Raw genomic sequence first — 21,905 nt, 5'->3', positions numbered from 1 at the left:
TTTTGCACCGGCCGCATCAGCCGTGTAGAGACGCGGCAACATGGCGACCCTTCCCGCCCCATCCCGCCCGGCGCTCAACGTGCGTCCGTTCTTCGAGAACAAAAGCCGCGCCTTCTGGACGTTGCAGGCGGTCGGCTGGACCGGCTATCTGCTGCTGCGCGGCGCGTCGACGCTGACCAACGTCTCGTTGGAGGCGATCATCCCGGTGATCGTCGAGGCGATCGTCGGCTATTGCATCACCCTGCTGCTCTCGACCTTCTACGGCTATTTCCGTGGTCTGCCGCGCGCGCCGGGACTGGCGCTGACCGTCGTCGCCTTCGTCGCCGCAACGCTGGTCTTCGCCTTCCTCGATACCTTCACCTGGTCGTTGATCCAGAACGGACAGCCCGGCGTCACGCTGCCACGGCTGCTCGTCTCCTTCTACGTCGCCTTCACGGTGATGGCCGGCTGGTCGGCGTTATACTTCGGGATCAACTTCTACCTGATCGTCGAGCAGCAGATCGACGAGATGCAGCATCTCGAAAATCAGGCGTCCTCCGCGCAGCTGGCGATGCTGCGCTACCAGCTCAACCCGCATTTCCTCTTCAACACGCTCAATTCGATCTCGACCTTGGTGCTGCTCAAGCAGACCGAGCGCGCCAATGCGATGCTCAGCCGGCTGTCGTCCTTCCTGCGCTACACGCTCGCCAACGAGCCGACCGCGCACGTCACGGTCGCGCAGGAGGTCGAGACGCTCAAACTCTATCTCGAGATCGAGAAGATGCGGTTCGAGGAGCGGTTGCGGCCGGTGTTCGAGATCGATCAGGCCGCCGAACGCGCGCGGCTGCCGTCGCTGCTGCTCCAGCCGCTAGTCGAGAATGCGATCAAATATGCGGTCAGCACGCAGGAGGAAGGCGCCGAAATCTGCGTCCGCGTGCGGCTCGCCGGGGATCGCGTGCAGATCGGCGTATCCGACACCGGGCCGGGTTTGCTCGACGGTCGGACAATGCCAAGCCTTTCAACCGGCGTAGGTCTCCCCAATATTAGGGAACGGCTGATCCAGGCCTATGGCCCGGACCACCGTTTCGAGACGCGTACCGCGCCGGCTGGCGGGTTTTCGGTGGAGATCGAAATCCCCTTCCAGCTCGACGATCTGAGTAGAGAGGCCGCATGACGATCAGAACCATCCTGGTGGACGACGAACCGCTCGCGATCCAGGGATTGGAGCTTCGGCTCCAGGCGCATGATGATATCGAGATCATCGAGAAATGCTCCAACGGCCGCGAGGCGATCCGCGCGATCAAGACGCACAAGCCCGACCTCGTCTTCCTCGATATCCAGATGCCCGGCTTCGACGGCTTTTCGGTGGTGCAGGGGCTGATGGAGGTCGAGCCGCCTTTGTTCGTCTTCGTCACCGCTTATTCGGACCATGCGCTGCGCGCGTTCGAGGCGCAGGCGGTCGATTATCTGATGAAGCCGGTCGAGGAGGCGCGGCTCGCCGATACGATCGAACGTGTCCGTCAGCGACTGAGCGAGAAGCGCGGCGTCGAGGAGGTCGAGAAGCTCAAGGAGGTGCTCGCCGAACATGCGCCGGAGGCTGCCGCCGATATGGTCGAGGGTGACGCGGTCAGCGCCAATCGGTTCGAGAAGCTGATCAACATCAAGGATCGCGGCCAGATTTTCCGCGTCGATGTCGACACGATCGAGCGGATCGATGCGGCGGGCGATTACATGTGCATCTACACCGCCGACAATACGCTGATCCTGCGCGAGACGATGAAGGACCTGGAGAAGCGGCTCGATCCGCGCCGGTTCCAGCGCGTGCACCGTTCGACGATCGTCAACCTCGATCTGGTCAAGCAGGTGAAGCCGCACACCAACGGCGAATGTTTTCTCGTGCTCAACTCCGGCGCGAACGTGAAGGTCAGCCGGAGCTATCGCGACGTCGTCGCGCGCTTCGTGCACTGATCGTGACGACGACGGCCCCCGTCCGGGGGCCGTCGCCAGGGGTCACAAGGCGCGGCGACCGGTGAACAGCTGGATCAGGCCGACGATGATCGCGATCACCAGCAGGATGTGGATCAGACCACCGGCGATATGGAGCGAGAAGCCCAGCAGCCAGAGGATGAGCAGGATGACGGCGATCGTCCACAACATTGGTTTGTCCCTTCGCGACTGACGGCCGGATGGCTGCCTTGCGGGACACAAAATGTTACGGACGCGGTTCGAGTTCCAGAAGAACCGAAACGGTATCAGATGGATAGCGGATAGACGCGGTCGCTCACAGCATCCGGCGGCCGGTGAACAGCTGGATCAGCCCAAGGATCAGCGCGATCACCAGCACCGCATGGATCAGACCGCCGGCGATATGGAAGGAAAAGCCGAGCAGCCAGAGGATCAACAGAATGGCGGCGATCGTCCCCAACATGGCCGTGTCCTCCTATGCCTCGGTCTCTCTCTTATAGACGCAAAGCCGAGGGGACGGGGCGATCCCGCACGGCTTTAGCCGAGCAGCGCCGCCCGCGCCCGGTCCTCGATCCAGGCGATCGCTTCGGCGTGGATGCCGGGAGCGGTGACCATCACGCCGAACGCCTTGGGATCGGGCTTGTTGTACCGCAGCCGTGCGCCGAGCGCGTCGCTTACCCCTGCCCCCGCCTCCGCCGCGATCAGCGTCGCGGCGGCGATGTCCCATTCATTGCCCCAGCGCAGCGTCGCGAGCAGATCGGCCTCGTCGGCGGCGACCATCGCCATGCGCAACGCGATCGAATTGGGCTTGGCGACCGCGACAAGGTGGCGATCGACCTTGGGCAAAACGTCGGTCGGCACGCGCGCGCCGGCCAGCATGCGGCGATCACCCGCATGGAGCGCCACCCCGTTGCGCGTCGCCCCGGCGCCGAGCGCCGCCAGCCAGCGTTCGCCCCGTGCCGGCGCGTCGAGCACGCCGATCACGACGCGACCGTCCTCGACCAAGGCGACCGATACCGCCCAGCCCTCGCGCCCGCGGATATAGTCGCGCGTGCCGTCGATCGGATCGACCACCCAGACGCGTGCGTGGCGCAGCCGGTCGGGATTGTCGACCGTCTCCTCCGACAGCCAGCCGGCATCCGGGAGCAAGGACGACAGCCGCGCGCGCAGCATCCGGTCGACGTCGAGATCGACCTCGCACACCGGGCTGCCCGGCGTCTTTTCCCACCGGTCGAAGTCGGTACGCCAGCGCGCGAAGGCGAGCGCCCCCGCCTCCTGCGCGACCGCGGCGACCGCAGCGGCGAGTTCGCCGCGCGGATCAGCCACTCGCGACCGTCATGCCGTCGATCCGCACCGTCGGCACATTATAGCCGTGGCGGAAGACGAGATCGTTGGCCGGAGTCAGCGCGCGGAACATGTCCTTGAGATTGCCAGCGACGGTAAACTCCGCCACCGGTCCGGCGATCTGGCCGCCGACGATGCGGAAGCCCGCCGCGCCGCGGCTATAGTCGCCGGTGACGCCATTGACCCCCTGCCCGATCAATTCGGTGACATAGACGCCGTCGGCGATGTCGGCGATCAGTGTCTCGACCGGCACGTGCCCCGCCGCCATATAGAGGTTGCTCGGCGAAACGCCCGGACCGCCACCGACGCCGCGTGCGGCATGGCCGGTCGGTTCGAGCCCGAGCTGCCGCGCCGAACCGCTGTCGAGCAGCCAGGTTTCGAGCATCCCCTCGGCGATCAGCGCGACCGGCGACACCGGCAGCCCCTCGCCGTCGAACGGCCGCGAGCGCAACCCGTGCGGGCGATGCGGATCGTCGTGGATCGACACGCCGCTGTCGAACACCTGCGTGCCGAGCGCGTCGAGCAGAAAGCTGGTCTTGCGCGCGATCGACTGGCCGGAGATCGCCGCGGTGAGATGGCCGAGCAGCGACGAGCCGACGCGCGGGTCGAACACCACCGGCATCGCGCCGCTCGCGACACGGCCGGGATTGCGGCGCGCGACCGCTCGCTCACCGGCGCGGCGGCCGATCTCCTCGGGCGAATCGAGGTGGGCGTGGCGGCGGGCGCTGTGATGCGCATAGTCGCGCTCCATCCCGCTCGCCGCATCGCCGGCGAGGACGCTGGCCGACAGGCTGTAGCCGGTCGCGGCATAGGCGCCGGCGAAGCCGTGGCTGGTGGCGAGCGCCCAGACCGATCGCGAGTTGCTCGCGCCGCCGCCTTCGCTGTTGGTGACGCCGGGCACCGCGCGCGCCGCGTCTTCCGCGGCGAGCGCCGCCTCGCGCAGGTCGGCCGGACTGAGCGTGCCGCCGTCGTCGAGGTCGAGCAGCGGCGGCGCGCCGTGCATCAGCCGCTCCTGCGGCGCGAGCCCCGCCCAGCGATCCTCCGGCGCCTCGCGCGCCATCGCCACCGCGCGCTCGACCAGGGCGGTGACCGCATCGGCGGACAGATCGGAGGTCGACACGCTCGCCGAACGCTGGCCGACGAACACCCGCAGACCCAGCTCCTCGCTCTCGGAGCGGCCAACATCCTCAAGCGCGCCCAGTCGGACGGACAGTTCGAGCGCGGCATCGGCGGCGAAGACGGCGTCGGCGGCATCGGCCCCGGCGGTGACGGCACGGGCGACGATATCGGCGGCGCGGTCCCGCGCCTGATCAGGGGTCAGCATCGCCACGACTTAGGGGCGGCGGCGGCGCGATGCTAGGCCCCGCGATTGTGGCGAATTGTGGCAACATGGACAAGATGGACACCTTGATCGAAACGATCCGCTGCCATCGTTTCGATTCTGGCGATGATCGTGGCGGAGGACAGGTGTCATGCGCGCGGACATAGCGCGTCGGCGGCGTGTAGGACATAGGGGGAACGTCGAGGCAATGTCTGGTGGTTCAGGCGGGATGGTCGGGCGCTGCGCCCGTCAACCGATCGACCAGAGCGTCGATCGCGCGCTCGGCCGAGTCGATTGACGCGGCAAGGCGCTCGTCGCCAAATTCGTCATATTCGACAGCGATCGTATGACTGTGCGACAACCCGATATAATTGAGGGGTATCGTCACGCCAGCTTCGACGACGTTGCGATGCGCCAGACGGCCGCCCGGATCGTACCCATAATCGCCGCGTGCGGTCAAAATCACAACACTCCTGCCGGCGGGAAGCATCGGCCAATAGGGTTCGGGCCGGCGGCGGCGATCGAAACCGAACGTCAGCCCCACCCGTACCACGTTGTCGATCCACGCTTTCAACTGCGACGGGATGCCGAAATTGTACATCGGCACACCGATCACAAGCAGATCGGCAGCGAGCAGCTCGGCTGTCAGCGCGTCACTTTCGACGAGGCGGGCCGACTGGATAGAGGTACGTCGGTCCGGCGGCGTGAAGCTGGCATCGATCCAGGCCTGATCGATCATCGCCGGCGGGCATGCCGAAACGTCGCGCCGGATCACGCCGTCGTCCGGTCGCAGGGTCTGCCAGCGTGTCACGAACCGGTGCGAGAGGCGTCGGCTGTGCGACCCGTGCGCCACCTCGTCGGAACGGCCGAGACGGGCACTTGCGTCGATATGCAGCAGGCGGCGAACGGCGGTGCGATCGGTCAGCATGACAATGGATCCCTCATCTGTCTCCCGACCGTTTTGGCGTGATGCTATGGCTCTGACGAACGCGAATTGCTCAGGAGGTAGCTGACGTGAGTTCATCCGTGACGGCGCGACGCCAGCTGCCGCCCCTGGCGACGCTACGCGCGTTCGAGGCAGCGGCACGGCACCTCAGCTTTCGTCAGGCCGCGAGCGAGCTTGGCGTGACGCCGACGGCGATCAGTCACCAGATACGCTTGCTGGAAGCCATGCTCGGCCAACCGATGTTCGTCCGTCACGTCCGGCGCGTGTCGCTGACTCCGGCGGCGGCGACGCTCTACCCCGTGTTGCGGACGGGCTTCGACGCTTTCGCCGATACGTTGGCGCAATTGCGCAAGCCCGCCGCGCGGGCGACCGTCGTGCTGACGGCGACGCGGCTGTTCACCGCCCGCCTGCTGGTGCCGGCGCTCGGCGGCTTTACCCGGGCCCATCCCGACATCGACCTTCATCTCCACGCGAGCGACACCCCGGTCGATCTTGCCGCCGGAGCAGCGGATATCGCCGTCCGTTACGGCACGGGGCCGTTCGACCCGCTCATCGCCACCCCGCTGGCGGCGGAGCGGGTCGGCGTCCTGTGCAGCCCGAGCCTCATGATCGCGACCCCGGCGGACCTGCGTCGCACGTCGTTGCTCCACTCCGAATGGATCCACCCGGTGGCCGGACCGGACTGGGCGACCTGGGCACGCCTCGCCGGGATGGACGACCTTGCGGTGGAGAGCGGACCACGATTCACCGACGACGGCCATGCGTTGCAGGCCGCGATCGCCGGCCACGGAGCGGTCCTCAGCAGTCTGATCCTCGCAGCACCGGACATCGAGACCGGTCTGCTGGTCCATCCGTTCGGGCCGGTCATCACGAAAGGCGGCTATGTCATCGTCACGACGGCGACCGCGGCAGACCGGCCCGACGTCGCGGCCGTGCGCGACTGGCTCGTATCCCTGGTCGACGCACCGTCAGGACCGTAGTCGAGGCGCCGGCCTTCGGTTCGCCGATCGCGGGCGAGGCCCGCCCCTACCCCGCGGACGACCCCACAACCGCGCAGGCGAGGAACATCAGCAGGCCGGCGAAGCGGTTGCTGCGGAAGCGGGCGAGCGCGTTGGTGCCGTCGTCGGGGCGGAGCGTCGCGATCTGCCAGCAGAAATGCAGCGCCACCGGCAGCAGCGACAGCAGCGCGAGCGGATCGGGACGGACGCACCAGATCGCCGCGCCCCATCCGGCCAGCGCCGCGACATAGAAGAGCGCGGTGCCGCTGCGCACCCGCCTGCCCATCCGCAGCGCCGACGAGCGCACGCCGATCAGCGCGTCATCCTCGCGGTCCTGCAAGGCGTAGATCGTGTCGTAGCCGATCGTCCAGGCGATGCAGCCGGCGTAGAGCAGCAGCATCGGCAGCGACAGCGCGCCCGCCACCTCGGCCCAGCCGACCAGCGCCGCCCAGGAGAAGACGAGGCCGAGCCACGCCTGCGGCCACCAGGTGATCCGCTTCATGAAGGGATAGGCGGCGACCGGCGCGAGGCTGGCGAGCGCGACGCCGGCGGCGAGCGGGCGCAGTTGCAGCAGCACGACGAGGCCGACGAGGCAGAGCGCGAGCAGCCACAGCCAGGCGAGCTTGAGCGACACCAGTCCGCTCGGGATCGGCCGCGCGCGGGTGCGCGCGACCTGCGCGTCGAGATCGCGGTCGACGATGTCGTTATAGACGCAGCCGGCGCCGCGCATCGCGATACTGCCGGCGAGGATCCACAGGATCAGCGGCCAGCGCGTCGCCGCGCCGCCGGCGAGCGCGACCGCCCAGGCCCCCGGCCAGAACAGCAGCCACCAGCCGATCGGCCGGTCGAACCGGGCGAGCAGGGCAAGGCCGCGCAGCGTCGGCGGCAGCCGCCCGACGAGGCCGCGGTGTTCGCTGTCGGGGACGATCTCGGCTGACATGGCGCCGCTCTTGCCGTGCAATCGCCGCCGGCGGCAAGGCCCGGCGCCGCTTTTGCCTCGCTCCGGCCACGAAAGTGCGGCAGGCGCGTCAGGATGATCGGTTTGTCGGTAGCGGTGGGACGGTTCGTCGAGGCGCTGTTCTGGGCGATCCTCCGCGTCGCGGGCGTCGTCGCCTTCGCGGTGGCCGGGCTCGCGGTGGCGCTGCTGCTCGGCTGGATCGTCGCGCGCAAATTATGGGCGCGGCAGCGCCGCAAGGGACAATCATGACCGCCACCCCCGCCTGGCCGCCGCAATCGACGCCGCGGCTGTTCGTCGACAGCGAGCTGGCGCCGGGGCCGCGCCGAATCGACGGTCCGGCCGCGCATTATCTGATCGCGGTGATGCGCATCGCCCCCGGCGATCCGGTGAAGCTGTGCGACGACGTCACCGGCGAATGGCTCGCCACCGCGACGCAGGTCGGCAAGCGCGACCTCACTGTCGACGTGTCGACACGGCTGCGACCGCGCGAGCCGGTGCCCGACCTGTGGCTGTGCGCCGCGCCGCTCAAGAAGGGGCGGATCGACTGGCTGGTGGAGAAAGCCTGCGAGCTCGGCGTCGACCGGCTGGTGCCGGTGGTGACGCAGCGGACGATCGTCGACCGCCCCAAGCTCGACCGGCTGCGCAGCCATATCGTCGAGGCGGCGGAGCAATGCGCGCGCACCGCACTGCCGGTGCTCACCGAGTCGACCAAATTGGCGGCGCTGCTGCGCGACTGGCCGACGGAGCGCGCCTTGTTCTTCGCCGACGAATCGGGTGGTGCGCCGGCCTTGGCGGCGATGCGCGAACGGCCCGGGCCGGCGGCGATCCTGATCGGCCCGGAAGGCGGCTTCACCGACGAGGAACGCAGCGCGATCCGCGCCGTGCCGCAGGCGGTGGCGGTCAGCCTCGGCCCCCGCATCCTGCGCGCCGATACCGCCGCGGCGGCGGCGGTTTCGCTCTGGATGGCGGCATGCGGAGACTGGCAGGAAAGCTGACTGGCGCGTGCGTTCATCCCCGCGTAAGGCCGCGGCATGACGACCAAGACCGAGAGCGCCGCGGGCGCACCGATCATCGAATCGCGCGACCAGCTGATCGCCCATTTCGCGCGTGGCGAGAAGCCGCGCGACCGGTGGCGGATCGGCACCGAGCATGAGAAATTCGTCTATCGGCTGGACGATTACCGGGCCCCCGCCTGGGACGAGCCGGGCGGCATCCGCGACCTGCTCCACGCGCTGCAACCGCACGGCTGGCAGCCGGTCGAGGAGGGCGGCAAGATCATCGCGCTGACCGGTGCCGACGGCAGCGTCAGCCTCGAACCCGCCGGGCAGTTCGAGCTGTCCGGCGCGCCGCTCGAATCGCTGCACCAGACCTGCGCGGAGACAGGCCGGCACCTCGAACAGGTCAAGGCGGCGGGCGATGCGCTGGGGATCGGTTTCCTCGGGCTCGGCATGTGGCCCGACAAACGGCGCGACGAGCTGCCGATCATGCCCAAGGGCCGCTATGCGATCATGCTGCGCCATATGCCGCGCGTCGGCAGCATGGGGCTCGACATGATGCTGCGGACCTGCACGATCCAGGTCAATCTCGATTACGCCAGCGAAGCCGATATGGTGAAGAAGTTCCGCGTCGGGCTGGCGTTGCAGCCGCTCGCCACCGCCTTGTTCGCCAATTCGCCGTTCACCGAGGGCAAGCCCAACGGCTTCCTCTCCTATCGCAGCCACATCTGGTCGGATACCGATCCAGCGCGCACCGGCATGCTGCCGTTCGTGTTCGAGGAGGGTTTCGGCTACGAACGCTATGCCGACTATATGCTCGATGTGCCGATGTACTTCGTCTATCGCGACGGCCGCTACATCGATGCCGCAGGCCTGTCGTTCCGCGACTTCCTGCGCGGCGAGCTGAGCGTGCTGCCCGGCGAGAAGCCGACGATCGACGACTGGAACGACCATCTCTCCACCGCCTTCCCCGAGGTGCGGCTCAAGACCTTCCTCGAGATGCGCGGCGCCGACGGCGGGCCGTGGAACCGGATTTGCGCGCTGCCCGCCTTCTGGGTCGGGCTGCTCTACGACGATGCGGCACTCGACGCGGCGTGGGACCTCGTCAAGGACTGGTCGATGGAGGATCGCGAGGCGTTGCGCAGCGCGGTGCCGCGGCTCGCGCTCGACGCGCCGCTGCCCGGCGGCGGGCGGCTGGGGGACATTGCCGGGCCGGTGCTCGACATCGCCCATGCCGGCCTCGCCGCGCGTGCCCGCACCAATGCGATGGGCGACAATGAGACCGGCTTCCTCGATCCGCTGCGCGAGGTGGTGCGATCGGGCAAGGTGCCGGCGCAGGTGCTGCTCGACCGCTATCACGGCGACTGGGCGGGCGACCTGTCGCGCATCTATGCCGAGGCGAGCTTCTAGCCGCGGCTAATCGAGGCCGAGGGCGGCGCGGGCGACGCGCTTCACCTCCGGGTCGAGCGGCGGCGGGCTCATGTCGACGCCCGCCGCGAGCCGGTCGGCGATGAGGCGCAGCGCGGCGATCCGCGCCGCCTTCTTGTCGTCGCCGGCGATCACCGTCCAGGGCGCGCCGCCGGTATCGGTGCGCGCGAACATATCGTGCATCGCCAGCAGATAGTCGCCGCGGCGGCCGCGGTTGCGATAATCGTCGAGGCCGGTCTTCCACCGCTTCCACGGATCGTCGAGCCGTCGTTCGAGCCGATGGTCCTGCTCGGCCTGGCTGATGTGGACGAACAGCTTGATGAGGGTAATGCCGTCCGCCATCATCTGCGCCTCGAAGGCGTTGATCTCCTCATAGCCGCGCTGCCATTCCGCTTCGCTCGCATAGCCTTCTACCCGCTCGACGAGGACGCGCCCGTACCAGCTGCGGTCGAACACCGCGATATCGCCCGGCGCGGGCAAGGCGCGGCGGAAGCGCCAGAGGAAGTCGTGCGCCTTCTCCTCCTCGGTCGGCGCGGCGATCGGGTGGACGTCGAAATGGCGCGGGTCCCAGCTGGTGGTCAGCCGCTGGATGATGCCGCCCTTGCCCGCCGCGTCCCAGCCTTCGAACATGATCACCGCGCGCCCGCCACGGACGATATAGGCGACGAGGATCTGTTCGAGCCGGTCCTGCAAGTCGGCGAGATCGCGCTTGTAATGGCCCTTGTACGGCTTGTCGGTTTCGTAATCGGCGAGAGCGATCATCCGCGGCGTCCTCCTGTGCTGGGGAGGCGAGAACGCATCAGCCGCGTCCGCGTCGCATCAGTCGCTCGGTCCGTGCCATTCGACCCAGGCGCCATAAGCGTGGCAGGTGGCGAGATGCTGCGTGCTGCCGTCGGGCCAGAGCGTCAGGCTGAGGTGCACCGCGTCGCGCGCCGCGGTCCATTCGAAGGCGATCCGCGCCAGCGGCCGCGTGGCATCGGCGCGGGCGCCCGCTTCGCGCAACGCCGCCTCGACCGCGCGCCGCCCCGCCGGATCGAGATATTGCAGCGCCATCGAATGGACGACGACGCGGCAGCATCGCTCCGCCTGCGGCAGGGCGAGGCGCGCGGGCAGCCAGGTCGTGATGTCGCCCTGGTCGACCTGCGGCGGTCGCGCCAGCGCGATGGCGATCGCGGCGGAGAGGCGTTGCAGCCGCTCCTGCTGGTCCGCCCAGATGAACGCCATCAGCCGCGCCCGCGCCGCCGGATCGGCGATGTCGACCGGCCGCAGATCGACGCCCCGCGCCGACCGGATCGCGATCGGCCGCACCGGCGGCGGCGGGCCATGCCAGTCCGGGGCCACCCGCACCGGCGATCCCGAACAGCCGATTTCGCGCCCGCCGAGCGTATAGGCATACCGATCGAGGTTGAGCGCGAGCCCGGCGCTCGCGCCGAGTTCGAGCAGCTCGCACGGCATGTCGAAGCGCCGGCGGGCGACCATCAGCGCCGCGACGATCGAGGCGGTGCGGCCGACTTCGTTGGTCTGCGGCGGATCGCGCAGCCAGTCGACGATCATCGCATCGCCCTGCGCCAGCGCCTCGCCGATCGCCGCGTCGAAATCGCCGCGCTGCGTCCGGTAGAGCGCGGTGAGCGCCGGAATCGCCTCGCTGCGGGCGAGCGCGTGCAGCGCCGCATTGACGCGCATCGCCAGCGCATCGGCGGCAACGTCGCGCGGCCATGCCGCGATCAGCGCGGCGGTGCGCGGCGCATGGTGCAATTGCCGCTCCGTGGCCTCGAGCACCGCCGGGACGAAGGTCGAGCCGAGGGCGCGCACGACCTCGGCATGGGAGGCGAGCGGACCCGGCTGGGGCAATGATCGATCAGCCGTGATCCGCGCCGACGCTGACAGGGTCAAAACGTATCCCAATCCCCATTGGCGACGAGCCGCGGCCGTCCCGGCTCCTTCGGCGTGTCCGCCTCCGTCTTGGTCGGGGTGAGCACGCGCACCGGGCGCGACGGCGGTGCCGGCGGCGGTGGCGGTACCGCGGCCGCGGCATCGATCCTGAACGAATCGACGGATCGATCGAGCGCCTCCGCCTTGTCGGCAAGCTGACGCGCCGCCGCCGAGGTCTGTTCGACCATCGCGGCATTTTCCTGCGTCATCGTATCCATCTCGCCGATCGCGGTGTTGACCTGCGCGAGGCTGCGCGCCTGCTGGTCGGAGGATTGAGCGATCGCCTCGATCGCGACGCTGACCGCGGCGACGCGATCGATGATCCGTGCGAGCGCCTGCCCCGTCTCGTCGACGCGGGTGACCCCGGTGCGGATATGCGCCGCGGCGGAATTGACCATCTGCTTGACCTCGGTGGCGGCATTGGCGGAGCGTTGCGCGAGCGCGCGCACCTCCTGCGCCACGACCGCGAAGCCGCGCCCGGCCTCCCCCGCCCGCGCCGCCTCGACACCGGCGTTGAGCGCGAGCAGGTTGGTCTGGAAGGCGATGCCGTCGATCAGCGCGATGATCTCGGCGATCTCCTTGCTCGCCTTGTCGATCCCCTGCATCGCGGCGATCGCCTCGCGCACCACCGTACCGCCCTGCTCCGCCTCGCCCTTCGCCTCGCTCATCGAGCGGCTCGCGCCGATCGCGGCACCGGCACCGTCATGGATCGAGCGGGTGACCTCGTCGAGCGCTGCGGCGGATTGCTCGATCGCCGCCGCCTGCTGCTCGGTGCGTTGCGAGAGATGCTGGGTGGCGCGGCTGATCTCGTCCGTATTGTGCAGGATCGCGGTGGCGCCGGCGCGCACCTCGGCGACGGTGCGCGACAGGCTTTCGGCGGCGTGGTTGGGATCGTCCGCGAAGCTCAGATAGCTGTCGGGCATGCCCTCGATGCGGACGGTGAGATCCGCCGCGGCGAGCCGCCGCAGACCGTCACCGATCTTCGCCGCCGCCGCGTCGCGCTCGATCGTCGCCGCGACCTTGGCCTTGGCGGTATCGCGGAACACGGTGACCGCCTGCGCCATGGCGCCGAGCTCGTCGTAGCGATCGGTCGCGGGTACATCGACATCGTTGCGGCCGGCGACGAGGTCGGTCATCACGCCGGTCAGCGCGGTGATCGGCCGGGCGATCTGGCGGCCGAGCACGTTGGCGAGGGTGAACGCCAGTCCCATCAGCGCGATCGAACCGATGACGAGCACCACCACGGCATGATGGATCGCGCGGTCCTGCTGCGCGGCATTGGCCTCCATCTCCTTGGTCTCGACGTTGCGCAGGTCGCGCAGCGGCAGCGCGACCTTGCTGACCAGCACCTTCTCGCCCGCGGCGCGCACCGCCGCCTCGGCAGCCTCGCGTCGGCCGTCCCTGACCCATTGGATCAGCCGGTCGCCCCAGTTGCGGCGCCATGCCAGCGCCTCGCGGTTGGCGATATGCAGCCGGTCCAGCTTATCGGCGTCACCGCGCAGCAGGTCCTCGAGCTCGGCCGCGGTATCGTCATAGGCCTTGGCGCCCTCGTTGTAGGATTTGAGATAGGACGGGTCGCCGGTCACAAGAAAGCCGCGGAACTGGCTGTTCTGCCGCAGCATCGAGGTTTCGAGCGTCAGCGCCTTGGCATAGATCGTCTGGCTGATGTTGTTGCGCGCGGTGGACCGCTCGATCGACTGGATGTTCAGGAAGAACACCAGCATGACGATCGCCGCGGTGGCGTTGATGGCGAGGAACGACAAGCCGAGCTTGCGCGGGATCTTCATGGTCGTCGGACCTCCAGAAGCGATAAACAGGGGTGGCGTCGCGACCGGGCGGTGCTGGAACGCTCCATGCACGGCTCGGCGTACCGATATGCCGGGTGGATCGCCGACCGCTCGGTCGGATCGGCCAGTAATGCGTTCATCTTACCCCCGGCATACGCTGCAGTGACGGCGTCGCCCCACTCGTCGGGGCGCCGGCCGCCCCCGCGAAGGTCGGTGTTCGCATTATAGGTCCGATCCGACGCTCATGCGTCTCACAACCCCATTCTTTCGACGGAGCGGCGGCGCCTGGCCGATCCGGCGGCGCCGCGGACGCGCGCTAGAAGCGCGAGCGGAGCGTCAGGCCGTAGGTGCGGGGTTCGGCCAGCATGGCGATGGTCAGCGCATTGCCGACCGCATAGCGCGGGTAACCGAACCGCTCGACCTGCGAGAGGCTGCCGTTGCCTTGCAGATAGGCGGAGGAGGCGACCTGTTCGTAGCGCGCGTTGAGGACATTCTGTCCCCACAGCTCGACCGACCAGCGCTGGTCGCGTCCCCGCACGCCGATCCGGGCATTGACCAGCAGATAGGCCGGCTGCCGCTTCTCGACGAACAGGTCGGAGCCGGCGATATAGTCGCTGCTCAGCCGGCTATCGACGTAGAAGAGCGCCGACAGGCCCGTGTCGCCCAACGCCGGTGTCCAGCTCGCCGATTCGGTGACGACGTGACGCGGCGCATTGGAGAGCTGATTGCCCGGCAGCAGGAACAGGCTGGTGCTAAGCGGGGCGCCCTCGGCGCTGCCGACCAGATTATGCCGGTATTGCGTATAGGCATAGGTGTAGCCGGCGGTGACCGTCACATCGCGGCGGGGATAGAGCCCGGCCTCGATCTCGATACCCCGCGTCACCACGCCGGCGCCGACGGTGCCGGTGCAGCGCCCCGAACCCCTGAGCCGATCGATGTCGGTACCGTGAAGCGATTCGCTGCACGCGCCGATATTCTGCACGACGAATGCCGCGCCATTGAAGGTGTTAAGCTGGAAGTTGCTGAAATCCGACCGGAAGGCGGCGATGTTCGCGCTGAAGGCGGCGCCGCTGTACTTGGCGCCGACCTCCACCGCGCGCACCGTCTCGGGATCGAAGCGCAGGCTGCTGCCCGCCGCCGCCGGCGTCGTATAGGCGTCGTCGGCCAGCCCTGCGCGGGCAAGATTGTAGCCGCCTGCCTTATAGCCATGCGCATAGGATGCGTAGAACAGGGTGTGCGGCCGCGCCTGCCACGACAGGACCGCCGTGCCGGTCACCTGCCCCTCGCGCTTCGCATCGGCGATCGGCGTGTCGTTGAACGCCGTGGTCGAATTGCCCGCGCAGCTCTGCCGGATGATCGCCGCCGCCGCTCGCCGGACGCGCGGATCGCGGTTCGAGAACAGGCCGGCGAGGCTGGACTGCTGGACCCCGCAGGTGACGTTGTCGCTGTTGAGCGCCGCATGCAGCGTCTTGCGCTCATGGGTATAGCGCAAACCGCCCGTCACGCTCAGCGTATCGGTGATGCGATAGATGTTATGGGTGAAGACAGCGAAATTGTCGCTCGTCTGCTGGAAGATATCGTGCGCGTTGGTGACGTCGTGCAACGCGGTCAGCCGGTCGATCCCGGCGATCAGCGGCCTGCCGATATTGGCGATCGCGGTGGAGCGGATCGCCGGCTTGATGCAGCCGGGCGCGCGGACATCGCGCACCGCCCCGGCCGGATCGAAGGCGGCGAGCATGCTGCACGCGGCGAAGACGCCATATTGCGATCCGAAGTGCAGCGATTCGACCGAACGCAGCGTCTCATGCGCGAAATAGCCGCCGACCAGCCAGTCGAGGCGATTGCCGAAGGCCGTGCCGCTCAGCCGCGTTTCCTGCGTAAAGGTGTGGAATTGCCGGTACGCATCCTTGCCGCGATAGGCGATGTCGAGATTGGTGCCGTCGAAGTCTCCCGCCGTCCCCGCCTTATATTCGCGATAGGCGCTGATCGAGATGAGCTGGACGTCGCCCGACGTCCAGCCGATGCGTGACGACAGGCCATAGTCCTTGACGATATTGCCATAGGCGCGGCCGGGGGTGATCGCGATCTGTCGATTGTAGGGATCGCCGTCGCTCGGCAGCACGCCGCCCATGTCCTTCATCAGCGTGACGATCCGGTTGCGGGGCGCGAAGGCGACATCGCCCGGCCGACCGGGGGTGGGATCATATTTCTCGCGCGTGTCGACATAGACCGCGCCGCAGCATTTCTCGTTGCGGTAGGTATAGTCGCCGATCAGGCGCAGCGACAGCCCGTCCTGCGGCTTGAAGAACAGCTGGCCGCGAACGAAGGCGCGGCGGCGATCGTTATAGTCGGTGTCGTTGACGACGTCGTGATAGAAGCCGTCGCGCCTGGCGGTGACGCCGTCGATGCGGAAGGCGAGCACGTCCTTGACCAACGGGCCGGTGATCGCGCCGGCGAGCCGGATCGCCTGATAATTGCCGTAGCTCGCCTCGCCATAGCCGCCGTAGGTGAATTCGGGATATTTGGTGTAGATGCTGATCGCGCCCGCCGACGAATTGCGTCCCGACAGCGTCCCCTGCGGGCCGCGCAGCACCTCGATCCGCTCGATCTCGCCGATGTCGTTGAGGCCGTTGCCGGTGCGGTTGCGATAGACGCCGTCGATGAACATCGCGACCGAGCTTTCCAGCCCGGGATTGTCGCCGACGGTGCCGATGCCGCGCAGCCGGGCGGTCGCATTCGCCTCCGACCCCGACGACGCGACCATCAGCGACGGTGCGAGCTGCGCGGTCTGGCGGATATCGGTCGCGCCGGAATTCTGCAGGGCGGTGGTGCCATAAGCGCTCACCGCGATCGGCACGTCGGACAGGCGCTGCGACCGGCGGGTCGCGGTGACGATGATGTCCGACGTATTCTCGGCGACGGGCGCCTTGTCCGCATCGCTCCTGGCGGTGGGCGGCAGCCCGCGCAGCCCCTGCGCCGCGACCGGCGCGGTCACGCCGACACAGCCGACCGCCGCCAATAGATATCCCAATGTCCGCATATTTGCCCCCTGACTGTTTGCCGGGAGCGATTGGCCGCGACATCGCTAATGAAAGGTTAATCCCGGAACGGGATATTGGCCGAGTGATACCAGATCCCGGAAATAAGACGGTTTAAAGTTTCGCGGCCTCGACCGCGTGATGCCGCGGTCGTCGAACGGGGGCGACGAGGTGGCGCCGGGCCTCCGGCGCCACCTCGTCGCCGGTGTCAGAACCGCGAACGCACGGTCAGCCCATAGGTGCGCGGTTCGCCGGGCACGCCGACGGTCAGCGCGTTGCCGACGGCGTAGCGTGGGTATCCGAACCGCTGGACCTGCGACAGGCTGCCATTCCCCTGCAGATAGGCGGCCACCGCGATCTGCGCATAATGGCTGTCGAGCAGGTTCTGGCTCCAGAATTCGACCGCCCAGCGCTCGTCGCGGCCGCGCAGGCCGATGCGCGCATTGACCAGGACATAGGCCGGCTGCTGCTTCTCCGCCATCAGATCGGAGCCGGTGGAATAGTCGCTCGACAGGCGGCTATCGACGTAGAACAGCCCCGACAGGCCGCTGCGGCCGAGGGCCGGCGTCCAGGCCAGGGACTCGGTGACGACATGGGTCGGCGCGTTGGACATCTGATTGCCCGGCAGCAGGAACAGGCTGGTGCTCAGCGGCGCGCCCTGCGCATTGCCGACCAGATTGTGGCCATAGCGCGCCCGCGCATAGGTATAGCCGACGCGGAAGGTGACATCCCTGACGGGATAGACACCGGCCTCGACCTCGAACCCGCGGGTCACGACGCCGGCGCCGACGTCCCCGGTGCACCGCCCGCTGCCCAGCGACCGATCGCTGTCGGCACCGTGCAGCGAATCGCGACAGGCGCCGATATTCTGCACGACCAGCGCCGCCCCGTTAAAGGTGTTGAGCTGGAAGCTGCTGAAATCCGACCGGAAAGCCGCGATGCTCGCATTGAAGGCCGGCGCATTGTACTTGGCGCCGACCTCGATCGCCCGCACCGTCTCCGGATCGAAGCGCAGGCTGCTGGCCACCGCCGGCGCCGTGACGAACGCATTGTCGGCGAAGCCGGCGCGGGTCAGATTATATCCGCCCGCCTTATAGCCATGCGCGTAGGAGGCATAGAAGAGCGTGCTCGGCCGGGCCTGCCAGGACAGTACCGCGGTGCCGCTCAACCGGCCCTCCCGCATCGAATCGCTGATCCGGGTCCCATTGTAGGCGGAGGTCGAATTGCCCGGGCAGCTTTGCCGGATGATGATCATCGCCGCCTGACGCATCTGCGGATTGGGGTCGGTCAAAAGGCCGGCCAGAGCGGTCTGCTGCGCGCCGCAGATCGTATTGCCGCTGTCGAAGGCGGCGCGCATCGTCTTGCGTTCGTTGGTATAGCGCAGGCCGCCGGTGACGCTCAGCGTATCGGTGAGGCGATAGATATCGTGCGTGAAGACGGCGAAGTTGTCGCTCGTCTGCCGGTAGACGTCATGGACGTTGGACGTATCGTGCAGCAGCGTCAGCCGGTCGAGCCCGCCCATCAGCGTCGGCCCGACCGCCGCCACGGCGAGGTCGTGGACCATCGGCTTGAGGCAGGCGGGCGCGGCAGGATCGCGGAACGCGCCGCTGGGATCGAAGGCGGCGAGCATGCTGCACGCGGCGAAGGCACCATAGTCGGACCCGTAGCGCAGCGAGTCGGACAGGTTCAGCCGCTCGTGCGCGTAATAGCCGCCAAGCAGCCAGTCGAGCCGGTTGCCCAACGCCGCGCCGCTCACCCGCGTTTCGTGCGAGAAGGTGTGGAACTGACGCGTCGCCTCCTTGTCGTAATTGACGAGATTGAGGCTGCCGAAGTCGAAATCCCCGGCAGTGCCGGCCTTATATTCGCGATAGGCGTCGATCGAGACGAGCTGCACCGCGCCCATCGTCCAACCGATCCGCGACGAGACGCCGTAATCCTTGACGATGTTGGTATAGGCCTGACCACGCGAGATGGCGGAAAGGCGGTTATAGGGATCGCCGTTGCTCGGCAGCACCGCGCCCATGTCTCCCATCAGCTTGACGATGCGATTCTCCGGAGCGAAGGCGACGTCACCCGGCCGACCCGGCGTCGGGTCGTATTTCTCGCGCGTATCGAGATAGACGGTGCTGCAGCACCGCTCCCGGCGCAGCGTATAGTCGCCGATCACACGCAGCGAGAGATCGTCCTGCGGTTTGTAGAACAGCTGGCCGCGGACGAAGGCGCGGCGGCGGTTGTTGAAGTCGATATCGTTGACCACGTCATGGTTGAAGCCGTCGCGCCGGGTGGTCGCACCGTCGATGCGGAAGGCGAGCGTGTCCTTGATCAGCGGACCGGTGACCGAGCCGGCGAGGCGCAGCGCATTGTAATTGCCGTAGCTCGCCTCGCCATAGCCGCCGAAGGTGAATTCGGGATATTTAGTGTAGATGCTGATCGAGCCCGCCGACGAATTGCGCCCCGACAGGGTGCCCTGCGGCCCGCGCAGGATCTCGATCCGGTCGATTTCGCCGATGTCGTTGAGGCCGATGCCGGCGCGGTTGCGGTAGACGCCGTCGATGAACACCGCGACCGAGCTTTCGATACCGGCATTCTGACCGACGGTGCCGATCCCGCGCAGCCGCGCGGTGGCGCTCACCTCGGAATCGGTCGACGAGACGATCAGCGACGGCGCGAGCTGCGCGACCTGACGGATGTCGGTCGCGCCGGTGCGGCTCAGCGTCACCGTGTCATAGGCGCTGACCGCGATCGGCACGGTCGACTGGCGTTGCGATCGCCGCGTCGCCGTGACGATCAGGTCCGTGGTGTTCTCCGCGACCGGCGTGTCGGTCGCGGCCTTGTCGTTCTTGGTCGCCGGCGCGATCGCGCGCAGGCCCTGCGCCTGCGCCTGGCCGATCGTTCCGACGCAGCCGACTGCCGCCAGCAGATATCCTAATTTGCGCAATTCTGGTCCCCCTCAGCAATGTTCGGGGTCCGAAGAAGCGAATTACATTAATAAATGGTAAATCCAATTATAGTATCGGTCTGCAGGAACGAGCCTGCAATGTCCGCCAGCATCGATCAGCCTGGTCTATCGATTTGAGATTACGCATCATCCGCCGGCAGGGCGGGACGGATCCGCGCCAGTATCGCCCTCATCTTTAAAAGCGCGAGCGCAACGTGGCGCCGTAGGTGCGCGCTTCGCCGAGGAAAGCGACGCTCAGCGCATCGGCGGTGGCGTCGCTCGGCGCGCCCATCGGATCGGGGGATGGCGACATCCCGAAAATCCGGAAAAGGTTCAGTCACGCCGCCGAGCCGTCGCGACGGCCCGGCGGCGGCGGATCAGCCCGCCTTGGGGGCGACCGCCTTGTCGACGTCGATCGCGGCGACTCCCGCCTGCGGCGCGATGCGCAGGTTGAGTTCCTTGAGCTGCTTGGGCGTCGCGAAATTGGGCGCGCCCATCATCAGGTCCTCGGCCTTCTGCGTCATCGGGAAGACGATCACCTCGCGGATATTGGGTTCGTCGGCGAGCAGCATGACGATGCGGTCGATACCCGGCGCCGAGCCGCCGTGCGGCGGCGCACCGAACTTGAAGGCGTTGATCATGCCGGCGAAGTTTGTGTCGACCTCGGCCTGCGAATAGCCGGCGATCTCGAACGCCTTATACATGATCTCCGGACGATGGTTGCGGATCGCCCCGCTCGACAGTTCGACGCCGTTGCAGACGATGTCATATTGATAGGCGAGGATGTCGAGCGGGTCCTTGGTTTCCAGCGCGTCCATCTCGCCCTGCGGCATCGAGAAGGGATTGTGGCTGAAGTCGATCTTCTTGTTGTCCTCGTCATATTCGAACATCGGGAAATCGACGATCCAGCAGAATTCGAAGCGGTTCTGATCGATCAGGCCAAGGCTCTCGCCGACGCGGGTGCGCGCGAGGCCGGCGAGCTTGGCGGCCTGCGCCTCCTTGCCGGCGGCGAAGAACAGGCCGTCGTCGGGGCCGAGGCCGAGCGCATCGGCCATCGCGCTCATCTTGTCCTCGCCGTGGTTCTTGGCGATCGGGCCGCCCCATTCGCCGCCCTTGCGCGTCGCATAGCCGAGGCCGGCGAAGCCTTCGGACTGCGCCCAGGCGTTCATGTCGTCGAAGAACTTGCGGCTCTTGTCGGCGGTGCCCGGCGCGGGGATGGCGCGGACGACGTCGCCGCCCTCGACGATCGAGGCGAAGCGGCCGAAGCCCGAGCCGACGAACTGATCGGACACGTCGCTGATCAGGATCGGGTTGCGCAGGTCGGGCTTGTCGTTGCCGTATCTCAGCATCGACTCGCGATAGGGGATGCGGCGGAACGGCAGCGCCGAGACGCTGCGCCCCTTGCCTTGCCAGTCGGCGAATTCCTCGAACACGCCGTGCAGCACCGGCTCGATCGCGGCGAACACGTCCTCCTGCGTGACGTAGCTCATCTCGAAATCGAGCTGGTAGAATTCGCCGGGGCTGCGGTCGGCGCGCGCATCCTCGTCGCGGAAACAGGGCGCGATCTGGAAATAGCGATCGAAGCCGGCGACCATCAGCAGCTGCTTGAACATCTGCGGCGCCTGCGGCAGCGCGTAGAATTTGCCGGGATGGACGCGGCTGGGGACGAGATAGTCGCGCGCGCCCTCCGGCGACGAAGCCGTGAGGATCGGCGTCTGGAATTCGGTGAACCCCTGCCCGATCATCCGCTGGCGGATCGAGGAGATCACCTTCGAGCGCAGCATGATATTCTGGTGCAGCCGCTCCCGGCGCAGGTCGAGGAAGCGATAGCGCAGGCGGATGTCCTCGGGATATTCGGCATCGCCCGCGACCGGCATCGGCAGTTCCTGCGCATGGCTCTGCACCGTCGCGGCGCGCGCGAACACCTCGATCGCGCCGGTGGCGAGATTGGGGTTCTGCGTCGCCTCGGACCGCGCCTTGACCAGGCCGTCGATCGTCACCACCGATTCGACGCGCAGCGATTCCAGCGTCGGCAACGCCGGTGAATCGCTGTCGGCGACGATCTGGGTGATGCCGTAATGGTCGCGCAGATCGACGAAGAGCACGCCGCCATGATCGCGCTTGCGATGGACCCAGCCCGACAGGCGGACGGTCTCGCCGACGTTGCTCGCGGACAGCGCGGCGCAGGTGTGGGAGCGATAGGCGTGCATGATCGTTTCTTCCGGCCGGCAAGGGCATGTGGGTGAAGCGTGGCGCTTCCCCGTCTCACTTGGCTT

Annotated in this window: 18 protein-coding genes; 6 read left to right on the top strand and 12 right to left on the bottom strand. The window is 67.7% G+C overall.

The window, feature by feature from the left end; genetic code table 11:
* The first annotated feature begins 40 nt into the window (after positions 1 to 40).
* Complete coding sequence (locus PBN85_RS09245) at positions 41 to 1,153, top strand: sensor histidine kinase (protein WP_037536556.1); 1,113 nt, start codon at positions 41 to 43, stop codon at positions 1,151 to 1,153.
* Positions 1,150 to 1,947, top strand: a complete 798-nt coding sequence (locus tag PBN85_RS09240) for a LytR/AlgR family response regulator transcription factor (protein WP_037536559.1) — start codon at positions 1,150 to 1,152, stop codon at positions 1,945 to 1,947. Before PBN85_RS09245 ends, PBN85_RS09240 begins: the two co-directional genes overlap by 4 nt.
* A gap of 42 nt (positions 1,948 to 1,989) precedes the next feature.
* On the opposite strand, the gene PBN85_RS09235 is transcribed toward PBN85_RS09240, so the two are convergent.
* From PBN85_RS09235 to PBN85_RS09215, 5 genes are all read right to left on the bottom strand, one after another.
* A complete protein-coding gene (locus tag PBN85_RS09235; RefSeq protein ID WP_017978775.1) occupies positions 1,990 to 2,136 on the bottom strand; it encodes a lmo0937 family membrane protein in 147 nt (48 codons plus the stop codon).
* A 124-nt stretch (positions 2,137 to 2,260) separates the two neighbouring features.
* Entirely contained in the window at positions 2,261 to 2,407 is a 147-nt protein-coding gene (locus PBN85_RS09230; RefSeq protein WP_152542416.1) for a lmo0937 family membrane protein, read from the bottom strand.
* A 74-nt stretch (positions 2,408 to 2,481) separates the two neighbouring features.
* The gene (locus PBN85_RS09225) at positions 2,482 to 3,270 is read right to left on the bottom strand and encodes a 3'(2'),5'-bisphosphate nucleotidase CysQ (protein ID WP_271298762.1); all 789 of its coding nucleotides are present in this window, start codon (positions 3,268 to 3,270) and stop codon (positions 2,482 to 2,484) included.
* The gene (locus tag PBN85_RS09220) at positions 3,263 to 4,612 is read right to left on the bottom strand and encodes a TldD/PmbA family protein (protein ID WP_271298761.1); all 1,350 of its coding nucleotides are present in this window, start codon (positions 4,610 to 4,612) and stop codon (positions 3,263 to 3,265) included. Before PBN85_RS09220 ends, PBN85_RS09225 begins: the two co-directional genes overlap by 8 nt.
* Before the next feature lie 217 nt (positions 4,613 to 4,829).
* Complete coding sequence (locus PBN85_RS09215) at positions 4,830 to 5,537, bottom strand: FMN-dependent NADH-azoreductase (RefSeq protein ID WP_271298760.1); 708 nt, start codon at positions 5,535 to 5,537, stop codon at positions 4,830 to 4,832.
* Between the two features lie 98 nt (positions 5,538 to 5,635).
* Between PBN85_RS09215 and PBN85_RS09210 the strand changes: the two genes are divergently transcribed.
* Positions 5,636 to 6,535: a LysR substrate-binding domain-containing protein gene (locus PBN85_RS09210; RefSeq protein WP_271298759.1), complete on the top strand. Its 900-nt coding sequence runs from the start codon at positions 5,636 to 5,638 to the stop codon at positions 6,533 to 6,535.
* A 46-nt stretch (positions 6,536 to 6,581) separates the two neighbouring features.
* Here PBN85_RS09210 and ubiA read toward each other — a convergent pair whose 3' ends face one another.
* On the bottom strand, positions 6,582 to 7,493 hold the full coding sequence (gene ubiA / locus PBN85_RS09205) for a 4-hydroxybenzoate octaprenyltransferase (protein ID WP_271298758.1): 912 nt from the start codon (positions 7,491 to 7,493) through the stop codon (positions 6,582 to 6,584).
* 93 nt (positions 7,494 to 7,586) lie between these two features.
* Between ubiA and PBN85_RS09200 the strand changes: the two genes are divergently transcribed.
* From PBN85_RS09200 to PBN85_RS09190, 3 genes are read left to right on the top strand one after another with little or no spacing between them, the layout of a single operon-like run.
* Entirely contained in the window at positions 7,587 to 7,760 is a 174-nt protein-coding gene (locus PBN85_RS09200) for a hypothetical protein (protein ID WP_037536571.1), read from the top strand.
* On the top strand, positions 7,757 to 8,506 hold the full coding sequence (locus PBN85_RS09195) for a 16S rRNA (uracil(1498)-N(3))-methyltransferase (RefSeq protein ID WP_271298757.1): 750 nt from the start codon (positions 7,757 to 7,759) through the stop codon (positions 8,504 to 8,506). The genes PBN85_RS09200 and PBN85_RS09195 overlap by 4 nt, the downstream gene beginning before the upstream one ends.
* 36 nt (positions 8,507 to 8,542) lie before the next feature.
* Positions 8,543 to 9,916, top strand: a complete 1,374-nt coding sequence (locus tag PBN85_RS09190; protein ID WP_271298756.1) for a glutamate--cysteine ligase — start codon at positions 8,543 to 8,545, stop codon at positions 9,914 to 9,916.
* Between the two features lie 6 nt (positions 9,917 to 9,922).
* On the opposite strand, the gene PBN85_RS09185 is transcribed toward PBN85_RS09190, so the two are convergent.
* From PBN85_RS09185 to aspS, 6 genes are all read right to left on the bottom strand, one after another.
* Entirely contained in the window at positions 9,923 to 10,696 is a 774-nt protein-coding gene (locus PBN85_RS09185; RefSeq protein ID WP_271298755.1) for a polyphosphate kinase 2 family protein, read from the bottom strand.
* A 57-nt stretch (positions 10,697 to 10,753) separates the two neighbouring features.
* On the bottom strand, positions 10,754 to 11,785 hold the full coding sequence (locus PBN85_RS09180) for a DUF2332 domain-containing protein (protein ID WP_271298754.1): 1,032 nt from the start codon (positions 11,783 to 11,785) through the stop codon (positions 10,754 to 10,756).
* A 38-nt stretch (positions 11,786 to 11,823) separates the two neighbouring features.
* The gene (locus tag PBN85_RS09175; protein WP_271298753.1) at positions 11,824 to 13,653 is read right to left on the bottom strand and encodes a methyl-accepting chemotaxis protein; all 1,830 of its coding nucleotides are present in this window, start codon (positions 13,651 to 13,653) and stop codon (positions 11,824 to 11,826) included.
* Positions 13,654 to 13,969: 316 nt separating this feature from the next.
* Positions 13,970 to 16,693, bottom strand: coding sequence for a TonB-dependent receptor (locus PBN85_RS09170; protein ID WP_271298752.1), 2,724 nt, complete (start codon positions 16,691 to 16,693; stop codon positions 13,970 to 13,972).
* A gap of 206 nt (positions 16,694 to 16,899) precedes the next feature.
* Positions 16,900 to 19,629: a TonB-dependent receptor gene (locus PBN85_RS09165; protein WP_271298751.1), complete on the bottom strand. Its 2,730-nt coding sequence runs from the start codon at positions 19,627 to 19,629 to the stop codon at positions 16,900 to 16,902.
* A 377-nt stretch (positions 19,630 to 20,006) separates the two neighbouring features.
* Positions 20,007 to 21,839 (bottom strand): aspartate--tRNA ligase, encoded by a 1,833-nt coding sequence (aspS, locus tag PBN85_RS09160; RefSeq protein WP_271298750.1) that lies wholly within the window; start codon positions 21,837 to 21,839, stop codon positions 20,007 to 20,009.
* Positions 21,840 to 21,905 lie beyond the last annotated feature (66 nt).

Source organism: Sphingomonas sp. CV7422 (assembly GCF_027945725.1).
GTDB lineage: Bacteria > Pseudomonadota > Alphaproteobacteria > Sphingomonadales > Sphingomonadaceae > Sphingomonas > Sphingomonas kyungheensis.
This window is presented reverse-complemented; position numbering and strand designations above follow the sequence as displayed.